Below are 13,756 nucleotides of genomic sequence, written 5' to 3'. Positions count from 1 at the left end.
TATCAACCTGAAAGCTGCGCCAACAGGGACTCGGCTTTGGCTTTTGCTTCGGGGCTACCATCACGCACAACCTCTTCGAGCAGCTCCCGAGCCCCTTCGAAGTCCTCCATATCGAGGTACGCTTGCGCCAATTGGAGGCGGCTGTCGTCGATTTCGTCTTCTAGCGCTTCCCCCTCTTCTTGCATCACCGTCTCCAGGTCGACCTCAGGAAGTTCCGAAAGATCGACAGAGGGCTGCGTTGCGGGTTCGCTGAATTCTGAGGTGGGTTGCTCTGCCGGTTCTTCTTCAGCAGGCGGCTCCAGTTCGGCCGGCGCGGTAGCGCCCTCGAGCGCCGTCACCATGGGTTCGTCCGCAGGGGGTTCGGCAAAGGTTTTCGCTTCCAGAGCCGGTTCGCCATCGGGTTCCTTGGGTTGCTCGGTTTCGAACTCGAAGTCAAGGTCGAGATCAGGGAGCGTAATCGCCTCTTGCGGCTCGAGCGACTCGGGAAGCTTCGTAGGTTCGGGTTGGCTGGGCAAAGCTTCTGACGATGGCGTTGTAGTCTGTGGTTCGAGCGTTTCGGCCAACGCCCCAAGCGCGTCGCCCCCCAGGCGTTCCGGTGTCGTTCCGGATTGGGTTGGCGGTTTCCGTTCCGATTCGAGATCGAGATCAAAATCGAGATCGCCGAGATCGATATCGAGCGCAAGTTCCGGCTCTGCGGCCGACTCGGGGCCACGCGCCGTCGCCTCATCGGCACCGGCTTCACCTTCCTTCTGGGCCGTATCGAGGTTGAACGCGAAATCGAGCGGCGCTTCTGACGATGTTGCTGGCGTCGGCTCTGGGGCCGCTTCAATACCCGCTTCGGACTCCCCTTGCGGCACGGCTTGCGGCTTAGCAGACGTTTCTGCGCTGTCGAAGTGCAGCGTCTCTTCGTCGGTTTGAGGCGTCAAATTCGTAGCGGCAGCAAGCGGCGCGCTCTGCGCACCCGGCATCGGGCCGAAGAACCGTTCATGCAAGGACACGGCGCGATCCCACTCTTTGCCGCTACGCCCGGTCAGTGCCGCCACCATAGCGAAATAGTGGTCGAACTGTTGCCGGTCACCCCGCTTCCCATAGACTTCGAGCAATTTCAACGGAATCTGCGGTCGATTCGGGGTCTCTTTGAGCGCGTCGAGGAGGATCTCTTCGGCTTGCTGGTCGCGGTCGTAGGCAAGCAACACCTCCGCTTCCGTCACCGGATCGATCCCTTCGTCCGCTTGCAGCGCGTTGAACGCAACCTGGGTGAAGTCGGCGCCCAAAATACTGGCAGAGGTATCGACCTCCTGCCCTGAAGCTGCCGAAAGCCGCGAAGGCGAGGGTTCGGTGCTGAGCGTCTTGAGCTGTGTGGCTTGTGCGTTCTGCGCAGTCTGCGTCACCGCCTGCGTTGCGGGTTCCATAGCCTCAGCGGCAGGGGAATGGGCATCACTTTCCCGTTGTTTGCGTTGCCGCATTATGAGGAGCGCAACCAAAAGGAGCACCGCGCCCCCCGCCCCTGCCAGCAGCGCCGGTTGCTCGAGGAGAAAATCGAGGAAGCTGGGTTCGGTCGTGCGAGGCAGTGAAGCATCGGCCGGCGCTTTGGTGGGTGTTTTCGCCGTTTCAGAAACCGCTGGCTTTTCGGTTTCCGTTTTCCTGGGCTTCGTTTCTGCTTGCTTAGGCTCGGTTTCCGCTTGCTTAGGCTGCGCCGGCTCGTTTCCTTTCGCTTCGGGTTGGGCTGCCGCCGTTTGTTCCGGTTCGTTGGGACGCGGCGGAACCGCCCCCGCTTTCGCGCCTGGCGCTTCCGAATGCGCGGCTGGCGTTGTGCTCGCCTTCGCTCCGGGTTGCGCGACCGCCTGCTGCTGCAGTTGGGCCAAAAGCCCATTTTGCACTTCCAAAAGCTGCGCAACGCGCGCCAGCTGTTGCTCGAGCGCCGCAATGCGTTCGCGCGCCTCTTCCAACTCCCCTTTCACAGCAAGCCAATCTTCAATGGGCACCGCATCAGGGGGAGCCGCTTTTGCCCCTGCCCGTGGCGCCTCTTTAGGGGAAGAAACGACCTGAGTGGGTTTGATCTCAACCTGGTCGCGCGCTTGTGCGCTTGGCTCGGTTTCGGTAATCGACGTACGGGCAACGACCGAACCTTTCGCAGCGGCAGCAGATTTTTCGGCGACGACCGCTGGCTTTTCGGCAACGCGCTGTCGGTGAGTAGCCAACGCGCCTTTGAGCTGGACTTCGATCGCGCTGCGCGCATCCGCAACCGGCACCTGGGTCAGTTCGTCCGGAGTGGGAAAACGAAGCCGCACGCCTGCCTGAAGCCGATTGATGTCGTTGCCAAGAAATGCCTCCGGGTTTTTCTGCCAGAGCGCGTAGAGGACGACCTCGAGCGGCACCCCGCGCGGCTGCGTTTCCCGAGCGATTTTTAGCAACGTTTCCCCCGGACGTACCCACCGCGTTCCGGGTGAGTTCGGAACGAACGGATCTGCTGGGGTACGTGCCCCGACACGACCTTGAGCGTTTGGCTCGGTAGTCATGCGGGATGCGGCAACCGCTTTGGGCAAAACGGGTTGCGTGGGCAGCGCGTATTCGGGCGGGTCGATCAGAATCGCGTATTCGCGAAGAATCCGCCCGCCGTTCCAACGCAAATCGAGCAAGACATTGACGAACGGCTCACGGACTGGCTCGCGCGTCTTGAGTTCGACCGCCCACCCGGCGCCCCGCGGAATCAGGCGCGCGGAGAGTTTCGGCAGGAGCGAAGAGGGCGTGATTCCGGCTTCGCGATACGCCGCTTCGTCGGCAAGCCCCACCGCCATCGAACGCAGTTCGGCAGCGTCGGCGTGCACCGTCACGAATGCGGTCAAGGGTTCGCCCAAGCGGGAAGCAACCGTCAACTCGCCCAGGCTTGCTGCAAAGGCTGGCGACAACGCCAAACCGCCTGTCACGGCAAGCAACCATTTTTTCATGCGATGTTGTGGTGCAGTCACGGTTGTCTCCCCTTTCGTCGCGTCGCCGAGCCGTTCTCTGCCCGTGTATCAGGAACGCTGTTCCAACAAAATGCGCAACATACGCCGTAACGGTTCGGCAGCACCCCAGAGCAACTGATCCCCGACGGTGAACGCCCCCAGATACTCGGGCCCCATCGCCAATTTATGCAGCCGCCCAACGGCAATGGTGAGGGTTCCGGAAACCGCTGCGGGCGTCAGCGCACGCTCCGTGATTTCCCGTTCGTTGGGCACTACTTTCACCCATTCGTTGGCGTTGGCAATCAGCGCTTCGATCTCTGTTAACGACACGTCACGCTTCAACTTGACGGTCAGCCCTTGCGAATGGCACCGCATCGCCCCGATGCGCACACAGATGCCGTCGATCGGGATCGACCCCGGCGAACGGAAAGGCGGCAACCCCAGGATTTTGTTGCACTCCGCCCCCCCTTTCCACTCCTCTTTCGACTGTCCGTGCTCGACCGGCACGTCGATCCAGGGAATGAGACTCCCCGCCAGAGGCGCACCGCGAAAATGGTGGGTGGGAAAATCGGGCGAACGCATCGTTTCGGTGACTTTGCGGTCGATCTCCAGAATCGCGCTTGCGGGGTCGGCGAGCTCTTGTTCCACCGCCTGATAAAGCCGCCCCATCTGCTGCAAGAGTTCGCGCATGTTTTGCGCACCGGCGCCAGAGGCGGCTTGGTAGGTCATCGCGCTGACCCATTCGACCAACCCGGCCCGAAACAAACCGCCCATGGCCATGAGCATCAGGGAAACGGTACAGTTGCCGCCGATCCAATCGCGCCCACCGTTTGTCAACGCCGCGTCGATCACGGCCCGGTTCACGGGGTCGAGCACGATCACGGTATGGGGTTCCATCCGCAACGTGCTCGCTGCGTCGATCCAGTGCCCTTGCCACCCGGCATCACGCAGTTTGCGGTAGACGGCTTTCGTGTAATCGCCCCCCTGACAAGTGACGATGATCTCCATGGGTTTCAGCGCGTCGATCTCGTATGCGTCTTGCAGCGGCAGCTCGGGTGTCACGCCGCCAAAGGTCGGCGCCGGTTTTCCCGCTGCCGACGTGGAAAAATAGACCGGTTCGATCAGCGCGAAATCGCCCGCTTCGGTCATCCGCTGCATGAGCACCGACCCGACCATGCCGCGCCATCCGATCAAACCCACGCGTGGTTTTGCCATCGTGTTCCACTCCCATTACCAAAAAGTCAAGCCAGTGCCGCGACTACCGCGTCTCCCATCGCCGCGGTTCCTACGACCGTATCCCCAGGCGCAGCGATATCGCGCGTGCGAAGCCCTTGCGCCAGGACCTTCTGCACTGCGCGCTCGATTGCCGTTGCCGGGTCTTCCCAACCGAAACTGTAACGCAACATCATCGCTGCCGAGAGGATCGTCGCAAGCGGGTTCGCAACCCCCTGCCCTGCGATATCGGGGGCGGAACCATGACACGGCTCGTAGAGCCCTTTGCCCGTTTCGTTGAGTGACGCCGAAGGGAGCATGCCGATCGAGCCGGTGAGCATCGCCGCTTCGTCCGAAAGGATGTCGCCGAACATATTGCCCGTGACGATCACGTCGAACTGTTTCGGTGCGCGCACCAACTGCATCGCGGCATTGTCGACCAGCATATGGGTGAGCGTCACGTCGGGGTATTGCGGCGCGAGTTCGTTCATCACGTCACGCCACAGTTGCGTGGTTTCGAGCACGTTCATCTTGTCGACCGAGCAGAGGCGCTTACGCCGTTTGCGCGCCGCCTCGAACGCGATTCGACCAATGCGACGGATCTCGGCTTCCGAATAGATCATCGTGTTGAACCCGACGCGCTCGCCGTTTCGAACCTCGATCCCGCGCGGCTCACCAAAGTAGATGTCGCCCGTCAATTCGCGTACGATCAGAATGTCGAGCCCGGCAACCACCTCCGGCTTGAGGGTCGAGGCCGCGGCCAGTTCATCATAAAGGATCGCTGGGCGCAGGTTGGCAAAGAGGTTCAAGTCTTTGCGGATCGCCAAAAGGCCCCGTTCCGGCCGCTGCGGCCGCGGAAGCGTATCCCATTTCGGGCCACCCACTGCCCCCAACAAAACGGCGTCGGCTTCGCGCGCAAGCTTCTGCGTTGCCTCAGGATAGGGTTCCCCCGTGGCATCCACCGCGGCGCCGCCGATGAGCGCCGTCTCGAATTCGATCGGAAGCTGTAATGCTTGCAACACTTTGACCGCTTCGGCAACGATCTCCGGCCCGATCCCGTCGCCCGGAAGCAGACAGACCTTTTTGGTGGTAACCGACATGATCATCCTTTCACGAAATAGAAGGGGTAGCGTTCTCGATACCGCGCTTCGAACGCACGGATTTCGCTGGCGTACCTCAAGGTCAAACCGATCTCATCCCAGCCGTTCAGCAAACACTCTTTGCGGAATGGGTCGATCGCAAACCGCAACGACGACCCATCCGGTTTGGTGACCGTCTGCTGCGCCAGATCGATCTTCAAGCGATAGCCCGGGGTTGCCGCACATTCGGCAAAGAGCTGGTCGACCGTCTCCGCTGGCAGGGTGATGAGCAACAGACCGTTCTTGAAGCTGTTGTTATAAAAGATATCGGCAAAGCTCGGCGCGATGATCGCGCGAAATCCGTAATCGACCAGCGCCCACGGCGCGTGCTCGCGGGAACTGCCGCAACCGAAATTTTCCCGCGCGAGCAGAATGGTGGCTCCGGCATACCTGGGCTGATTGAGGACGAAATCGGGATTTTTGGGCCGCTGACTGCAGTCCATACCGGGTTCGCCCCGGTCCAAATAGCGCCATTCGTCGAAGAGGTAGGGACCAAAACCGCTGCGGCGCACCGATTTCAGAAACTGCTTCGGAATGATCGCATCGGTATCGACGTTGGCGCGATCCAGCGGCGCGACGATTCCTTCATGAACGGTAAACGGTTGCATCATCACAAGCTCCGGACATCGACGAAATGGCCGAAAATCGCCGCGGCAGCAGCCATCGCGGGGCTCACCAGATGGGTACGGCCGCCCGGCCCTTGGCGCCCTTCGAAATTGCGGTTCGAGGTCGAAGCGCACCGTTCGCCCGGTTGCAACTGATCGGGATTCATCCCCAGACACATCGAACAGCCCGGCGCACGCCATTCGAAGCCAGCGGCACGAAAGATCCGATCGAGTCCCTCGGCTTCGGCTTGCGCTTTCACCTGTCCTGAGCCGGGAACGACCAGCACACGCTTGACGTTTTCCGCTTTGCCGCGGCCCAGTTTCTGCACGACCCGTGCCGCTTCACGCAGATCTTCGATACGCGAATTGGTGCATGAGCCGATGAAGACCTGATCGACGGCGATTTCGCTGATCTTCGTGCCGGGCGTAAGGCCCATGTATTCAAGCGCCCGTTTCGCCGCCGCGCGCTTCACCGGATCAGAAAACGATTCGGGGTCTGGAACGACGCTATCGATCGTCGTCACCTGCTCCGGGTTGGTGCCCCAGGTGACCATCGGTACCAGCGTTCTCCCATCGAGATGAATTTCCTGATCGAAATGGGCGTCGTCGTCGCTCGTAAGCGTCCGCCAATAAGCGACCGCTTGTTCCCACAACGCTCCTTTCGGCGCAAAGGGTTTGTCGGCAAAATAGTCGATGGTTTTCTCGTCCGCCGCGACCATCCCCACACGGGCACCGGCTTCGATGGCCATGTTGCAGAGGGTCATCCGCCCTTCCATCGAGAGTGCAGCAACGGCAGGCCCCGCAAATTCGATCGCATGCCCTGTTCCGCCTGCGGTACCGATCTTGCCGATGATCGCCAGAATCAGGTCCTTCGCCGTGACGCCTTCCGGAAGCGCACCATCGACCCAGATGCGCATATTCTTCGATTTTTTCGCGACCAGACACTGCGTGGCCAGGACATGCTCGACTTCCGACGTGCCGATACCGTGCGCCAAGCAGGCAAACGCCCCGTGCGTCGAGGTATGGGAATCGCCACAAACCACAGTCATCCCGGGTAGGACAGCTCCAGTTTCCGGTCCGATCACATGGACGATCCCCTGTCGGGGGTCGCGATAGGGAAAATAGGCCAGTGCCCCGAACGCGCGGATATTGGCGTCGAGCGTCACCACCTGTTCACGCGAGACCGGATCCTTGATCTCAGACTCCTGCGGGTCGGTCGGCACGTTGTGGTCAGCGGTGGCCACCACCGAATCGATGCGCCACGGTTTCCGCCCCGCCATGCGCAGCCCTTCGAACGCCTGCGGGCTAGTCACTTCGTGGACCAGATGCCGATCGATATAGATGAGCGCCGTACCATCCGGATCCTGCCGAACGAGGTGGGCGTCCCAGAGTTTGTCGTACAGTGTTTTGCCTGCCATCCCATCTTTCCTGTGTTGGATCGTGCAATTATTCCATAGGAGCGTTTGCTCTGACAAATGGTGTTGCGGTGCGCACGCTCTGCCACGCCGCAAACAACCCCGCAAGTGCCGCAACGCTCGACGCGGTAAACGTCCACCCAGGGCCGCCGTGTGTCCAGACAACGCCAGCCAACGCCGAGCCAATCATCCCCCCCAAGCCGAAAGAGAGGCTGCTGTAAAGGGCCTGACCCAACGCCGGTGCCCGTGGCCCGAACCAACCGTTGATGAGTTGCACCGCGCAACCGTGGTAGAGCGCAAAGGTGACCGCGTGCATGAGCTGGGCGACCCCCACCCAGACGGGCGACTCCGCCAACCAACCGATGAGGAGAAAGCGTAGCGCGGCAACAGCAAAGGTTACGACGAACGGCCAGGCAACGCCCCAGTGCTCGGTCAGACGCGGCAGAATCAAAAAGAGCCCGATTTCAGCAACCACCCCCAACGCCCACAAAGCCCCGATTGCGACTTTACTGTAGCCAATGAGCGCGAGATGCAACGAAAAAAAGGTGTAGAGCGCCCCGTGTGCGACCGACATGAGGCAGGTCGCCAGCAAAAACCAGCGCACCGCCGGGATACGCCACCACCGCCAGTTTGCGGGGTGCGGCACGTGGCGTGCAGGGGGGTTTGCCGGCAGCGGCAGCGCCCACCCCGAAAGGGTAAGCAGGACCAGAACCAGCACAATCCCGTCGCGAACCGTAGAGAGCGGCATGATTTCGAGCCACGCCCCGACCCCCACCACGGCTGCGATGAAACCCACCGACCCCCAGAGCCGAATCAGAGGATAGCGCCGCACCGCCCGGCCCAGATGGGCCAGCGTCAATGCTTCGAAAAGCGGCAGCGCCCCACTCCAGAAAAACGCGACGATCCCAACCGCGACGAGCGCCGCCTGGACGTCGTCCGAAAAATAGAAGAGCGAAAACCCGCTGACCGCGGCTAGCGGTGCCCAACGCACCACCTGACGCATGCGCGCATAACGGTTACCGGCCCAGAGCGACCAGAGCGTTGGCGCGACGATCCGTGCCGCTTGCATCACCACCATCAACGCCGCGATCGACCCGGCACCCCACCCCACTGCGTCGAGGTAGAGCGGAAAGTACGGCGAAAAGATCCCGATGAACGCAAAATAGAAAAACTGGTAACCGGCAAGCGGCCAGAAGGGAAAACGCGCGGTGGTCATCGCGCAGCGGTCGGTGCGCTACGGCGCTTCAGGCGGAAGGGGGAACGGCAACGCACCGTGCGGCGCAACGCCGGGAACTGGACGAAGGGGGGGCGTCACATCGCCGCATTGCGCCCGGTGACGCAACGCCTGGTCGATCAATACCAGCGCGAGCATCGCTTCGGCGATTGGCGCCGCGCGCAGCGCAACGCACGGGTCGTGGCGGCCAGTGGTCACCACCTCGGTGGGCTCGCCGGTGACGGTAATGGAGCGTTTCGGGATTCGGATGCTCGAAGTGGGCTTGATCGCCAGATGGACGATGATCGGCTGCCCGGTGCTGATGCCGCCAAGCATTCCCCCCGCATGGTCACTCAAGAACCCTTCCGGCGTGATTTCGTCGCCATGTTCGCTGCCGTGTTGTGCGGCAACCGCCATTCCGTCACCGATCTCGACCCCTTTGACTGCGTTGATGCCCATCATCGCGTAGGCGATTTCCGCGTCGAGCTTGCCGAAGACCGGTTCTCCCCACCCCACCGGCACGTGGGACGCAACGACCGTCACTTTGCCGCCGACCGAATCACCCGCACGCCGCACCCCGTCGAGGTAGGTTTCGAGTTCAGGAAGGATCTCCGCGTTGGGGGCGAAAAAGGGGTTGCGCTCCACTTCGTCCCACGAAACGAATGGGATCGCGATCGGCCCCATCTGCGCCAAGAACGCGCGAATCACGATTCCGTAGTGGGTGCGCAACCACTTCTTCGCGATCGCCCCGGCCGCAACACGCGCCGCGGTTTCGCGCGCCGAAGCGCGTCCGCCCCCTCGATAGTCGCGAATCCCGTATTTCATCAGGTAGGGGTAGTCGGCATGACCAGGACGGAACGTTGCTGCAATCTTGCCGTAATCTTTCGAGCGCTGATCTTCGTTGCGAATGAGGAGCGCAATGGGCGTGCCCGTGGTCACCCCTTCGAAGACCCCGGAGAGGATTTCGACGCGATCCGGCTCGCGCCGCTGCGTCACGAAACGGCTCGTGCCCGGTTTGCGCCGATCCAATTCCCGCTGGATTTCCGCCGCGTCGATCGCAAGCCCGGGAGGACACCCATCGATCACGCACCCAAGCGCGGATCCATGCGACTCGCCAAAGGTCGTCACGCGAAAAAGCTGCCCAAAGGTGTTTCCGCTCATCCGCCGATCCTGAACATCGCGAAAAGGCGATTATCGCACGCGTCAGCGGAAGAAGCGCTCTGCTTGAACGAATACCTCGTGGTCCGCCCCATGCTGACGGACCGAACGCACGTCAACGAGTTTTTCCAACTGTTTGATGAGCTGCTCGAGCCGTTGGTCGGCAAACACAAGGAGCCAAATGCGACTCACCGTCCCGTCAGGCAACGGCATACACAAAATCCCTTCGACGTTGAACGCTCGCCGCGCAAAGAGCCCGACGATGTGGCTCATCACCCCCGGATGGTTGTTCACTTCGAGCTCCAACACCGTTTTCTCGAAACCGCTCGTCGGCAGCGGCTCTGCCACCTGTTCGATCATCGCTTGCTCCTTGTCGTTACGCCTCGATCATTTCGGTGTTCGCTGCCCCGGGGGGCACCATGGGATAGACGAACGCCTCGGCATCGATCGGACAACGGATGAAGACCGGGCCCGGTGTGGTCAGCGCTTCCGTCAGTGCCGCTTTCGGGTCCGCCACGCCATCGAGATCGAACGCGGGAACGCCAAACCCCAGTGCCACGGTGACGAAATCGACCCCATGACCATAGCGGGACGCAATCACCCGTTTGCCGTAGAAGAGGTTTTGTTGCTGATAGACAAGTCCCAAAGAGCGGTTGTCCATCAAGACGATCTTGACGTTGGCTTGCAGCTCGGCAAGGGTTGCCAACTCTTGGATGTTCATTTTGATACTGCCATCGCCCGTGAACAGCACCACGGTCCGCTGCGGTTCGGCAAGCGCCGCGCCGATCGCAGCGGGCAAACCAAACCCCATCGTCCCCAATCCGCCCGAGGTGAGCCACTGGCGCGGTCGGCGCAACGGATAGGCCTGCGCGGCCCACATCTGGTGTTGGCCCACATCGGTCACCACCACCGCCGAATCGTCAAGCGCTTCGGCAACCGCCGCGATGAGGCCGTAGTGCTGGCGCACGTCGTCGCGTCCGGGCATCGCCAGCGGGTAACGCGCCTTGAGCGCGGCGACGTGCGCAAGCCACCGCTTGCGCATCTGCGGCCGCACGCGCGGCAACAGCGCCGCAAGCGCCGCTTTCACGTCGGCATGAACCGCGAGGTACGGTGTTTTGATTTTGCCAAATTCCGCACGGTCGATATCGATGTGAACGATCTTGGCGTTGGGGGCAAAAGCACTTGCCTTGCCCACCGCTCGGTCGTCGAGACGCGCGCCCACCACTACCAAAAGGTCGCTCTCTTGCACCGCGAAATTGGCGTAGCGTGCACCGTGCATGCCGAGCATCCCCAATGAGAGGGGATGATCGACCGGCATCGCGCCCAGCCCCATCAGCGTCATCACGGTGGGCATCGATGCCTGTTCGGCCAGTGCCACCGCAAGCGGCGCAGCCCCACTGGCAACCACCCCTCCGCCCAGGTAGAGCACCGGACGCTCCGCTTCGTTGATCAGCGCCGCTGCTTGTTCGATCGCTGGCAAGGAGATTTCGGGACCCGGCTCACGCACTCCCGGTTCCGGCCAATGTTCGAAGCTTATTTTCTGATTCTGGACATCTTTCGGGACATCGACGAGCACCGGACCGGGCCGACCGCTTTGCGCCAATCGGAACGCTTGCGGAATCACCTCCAACAGTTCGGCGGCCGAGCGCACCAAAAAATTGTGCTTGGTGATCGGGATCGACATGCCATAGACGTCGACCTCCTGAAACGCGTCAGTACCCACCATCGCAAGCGGCACCTGACCGGTGATCGCGACGAGCGGGATCGAATCGAGGTGCGCATCGGCAATCGCGGTGAGCAGGTTGGTCGCGCCAGGACCGCTCGATGCAACACACACCGCCGCCTGCCCCGTTACCCGCGCCATGCCTTGCGCGATGAAACCCGCCCCTTGCTCGTGACGCGCCAGGATGTGTTGGATCGTCCCCCTTTGCGCCAATGCGTCGTAAAAGGGAAGAATGGCCCCACCAGGTATTCCAGCAAGGTGGGTGATTCCCTGCCGCTCCAAGAGCCGCACCATCAATTCGGCCCCGGTCATCGTTTCCATTTTCGACTCCTCTAAAACAAAAACCCCTCCGGGGTTGCCGGAGGGGTTTGCTGGGGTTGCTTTACCGTTACTGGCTACACGCCCGCCCTCCGGCCGGTTGGCTGGCTTACTACAACGACTACGACCAGAAGGGCAGAAAGCGTAAGAAGAGGCATCACAAAGTCCGTGAAGGGCATGATGATCGGTTTTTTAGCACATTCCTCAGGAAAACGCAACCCCAAAGCGCATGGCACCCGCGCGGTCAGAGCCGAAACGCTGCGGCAAGGCGATCGCGCTGCGCCGCGACCTCTACTCGGAGCGCCACGGCTTTGTGTTTGCTCTCCTCGGCGCGGGCAGCGCTCTCATGGGCAGCCTTGAGCGCGTGTGCGGCGCGCGTCCGAAGCGCCTCTGCCGTCTGCACCTCTTGGGCAATCTGCGTGACGATGGTACGCACCGCTTCACGCGCTTCATCGGCCGCGGCGCGAATGCGGGCGATCACGCTGCGCACATCGCCCGCCATCGCCTGGCCGTTGGCCACTTTCGCTTTCACCTCCTCCATCTGCCGACTCGCCTCGTTGGAATCGGATTGCACTTCGGTGATGATCGAACGGATCTGCTGTGTAGCCGCAGCAGTACGTTCCGCGAGCTTGCGCACTTCATCCGCGACAACGGCAAAACCACGCCCTGCCTCACCCGCGCGCGCCGCCTCGATCGCAGCGTTCAACGCAAGGAGATTGGTCTGATCGGCAATCTCCTCGATCGAATGAGCAATCGTGCCGATGCGCTGCGTCTGCTCGACAAGCGCCTCGACGCTGGCGGCAGCGGTTGAGGCGATCGCGGCGATCGCTTCCATTTCCGCAGCTGTCCTGTCGATCGTCTGCTCACCTGAGGCCGCCGCACGGTCGGTGGTTTCTGTTGTCTTCTGCGCCTGCTCGGCGTTGGCGCGCAGCAGCGCCATGCCGTTACCAATCTCATCAATTGCCTGAGCGATCTCTTCGGCGTTGCGCGCAGCGGCTTGCGCCATCTGTGCCGCCGTATCGGCATCGCGCTCCTGGCTGTTCGTTACCTGGACGATGGCCTCAAGGCTTTTGCTCTGTTCGGTGATGAGTTCCCGTAATACCGCTTTGAGGCGAAGGATTCCTTGAATCACCTCGCCAAGCTCGTCTCGTCCCGGTTTTCCATCCATCCCACTCAAATTCCGTGAAACGGCAACCTCCTCGACGATGCGTCGCGCCACTGCGGTGCGCTGCACCAACAGGCGGTAGAAAATCGCGACAGAGATCAGAAAAATAGCGATCGCCAAAGCTAGCAACACTTCGATTGTGATCCGTGACTGATCGAGCCGATCGGCCAGCTCAGCAATTTCACGATCGTTTGCTTGATTGCGCTCTTTGATCATCTTTTCGAGCGGATCTCGAATTTGCCGCCAAGCTTGGGTGGTTTCTTTTGCCAGTGCCATCAGTTCGCTCGGTGACGCGTTGTTCTCCCGGGCGATACGGAAACGGTCGATGAGCGGAACAACGCTCTACTCCCAGTCGTGAATCATTTGCTGCACGAGCTGGCGAACCTTCTCGCGCCGCGCGGTCTCAAGTACTGGTTTGAGCGCGTCGGGAAATTGACGCATTGAGGCGAGCATCCGTTCGGATGCTAAAGCATCATTGGGTTCAAAGACAAGCAATCGCATTGCGGCCTGTACCTGCACCCCGATCAGCAAGGCGTCATCCAACGCTTTGGTGTTGGGCATCACTACGGTACGCACCACCGAAAAATGGTGGATGCTGCGATCCAGCACGTTCCACGAAACCACCGCAACGACGATCTGTAACACCAAGACCGCTGCTGCGATCAACAGGAGGAGACTACGCAGTTTCATCGGGATTCTCCTTTCTCTGATGACAGAAGATATAACCCCAAATTGTCCATTAGGGACACGCTGAACAAATAAGCATTTGACTGGAAATGAGCGAGACTGACCGTATCCCTTCGACATTCACACCTCGGTGGGCAAGAAATGTCTTTTTTGCCGCCATTTTCGGCTGGCTT

Annotated in this window: 11 protein-coding genes; all 11 read right to left on the bottom strand. The window is 61.2% G+C overall.

Annotated features, from left to right (window positions below; all coding sequences use genetic code 11):
* Positions 1–2 precede the first annotated feature (2 nt).
* The 11 genes from KUL93_RS05845 to KUL93_RS05795 all read right to left on the bottom strand — a co-directional run bounded on the left by KUL93_RS05845 (position 3) and on the right by KUL93_RS05795 (position 13,586).
* A complete protein-coding gene (locus tag KUL93_RS05845) occupies positions 3–2,969 on the bottom strand; it encodes a FimV/HubP family polar landmark protein (protein WP_217126148.1) in 2,967 nt (988 codons plus the stop codon).
* 48 nt (positions 2,970–3,017) lie between these two features.
* Positions 3,018–4,163, bottom strand: a complete 1,146-nt coding sequence (asd, locus tag KUL93_RS05840) for an aspartate-semialdehyde dehydrogenase (RefSeq protein WP_217126147.1) — start codon at positions 4,161–4,163, stop codon at positions 3,018–3,020.
* Between the two features lie 26 nt (positions 4,164–4,189).
* Complete coding sequence (gene leuB, locus KUL93_RS05835) at positions 4,190–5,260, bottom strand: 3-isopropylmalate dehydrogenase (protein WP_217126146.1); 1,071 nt, start codon at positions 5,258–5,260, stop codon at positions 4,190–4,192.
* 2 nt (positions 5,261–5,262) lie between these two features.
* Entirely contained in the window at positions 5,263–5,907 is a 645-nt protein-coding gene (gene leuD, locus KUL93_RS05830) for a 3-isopropylmalate dehydratase small subunit (RefSeq protein WP_346731661.1), read from the bottom strand.
* 2 nt (positions 5,908–5,909) lie between these two features.
* Positions 5,910–7,322 (bottom strand): 3-isopropylmalate dehydratase large subunit, encoded by a 1,413-nt coding sequence (gene leuC, locus KUL93_RS05825; RefSeq protein ID WP_217126144.1) that lies wholly within the window; start codon positions 7,320–7,322, stop codon positions 5,910–5,912.
* A gap of 28 nt (positions 7,323–7,350) precedes the next feature.
* Positions 7,351–8,535, bottom strand: coding sequence for an MFS transporter (locus KUL93_RS05820; RefSeq protein ID WP_217126143.1), 1,185 nt, complete (start codon positions 8,533–8,535; stop codon positions 7,351–7,353).
* Positions 8,536–8,553: 18 nt separating this feature from the next.
* Positions 8,554–9,693, bottom strand: a complete 1,140-nt coding sequence (gene aroC / locus KUL93_RS05815; protein ID WP_217126142.1) for a chorismate synthase — start codon at positions 9,691–9,693, stop codon at positions 8,554–8,556.
* 42 nt (positions 9,694–9,735) lie between these two features.
* The gene (gene ilvN, locus KUL93_RS05810; protein WP_217126141.1) at positions 9,736–10,050 is read right to left on the bottom strand and encodes an acetolactate synthase small subunit; all 315 of its coding nucleotides are present in this window, start codon (positions 10,048–10,050) and stop codon (positions 9,736–9,738) included.
* Between the two features lie 16 nt (positions 10,051–10,066).
* Complete coding sequence (ilvB, locus tag KUL93_RS05805) at positions 10,067–11,734, bottom strand: acetolactate synthase large subunit (protein ID WP_217126140.1); 1,668 nt, start codon at positions 11,732–11,734, stop codon at positions 10,067–10,069.
* Positions 11,735–11,975: 241 nt separating this feature from the next.
* Positions 11,976–13,172, bottom strand: coding sequence for a methyl-accepting chemotaxis protein (locus KUL93_RS05800; protein ID WP_217126139.1), 1,197 nt, complete (start codon positions 13,170–13,172; stop codon positions 11,976–11,978).
* A 66-nt stretch (positions 13,173–13,238) separates the two neighbouring features.
* Complete coding sequence (locus tag KUL93_RS05795) at positions 13,239–13,586, bottom strand: hypothetical protein (protein WP_217126138.1); 348 nt, start codon at positions 13,584–13,586, stop codon at positions 13,239–13,241.
* Positions 13,587–13,756: the final 170 nt, after the last annotated feature.

Origin of the sequence: Hydrogenophilus thiooxidans (assembly GCF_019049855.1) — a bacterium.
GTDB lineage: Bacteria > Pseudomonadota > Gammaproteobacteria > Burkholderiales > Rhodocyclaceae > Hydrogenophilus > Hydrogenophilus thiooxidans.
This window is presented reverse-complemented; position numbering and strand designations above follow the sequence as displayed.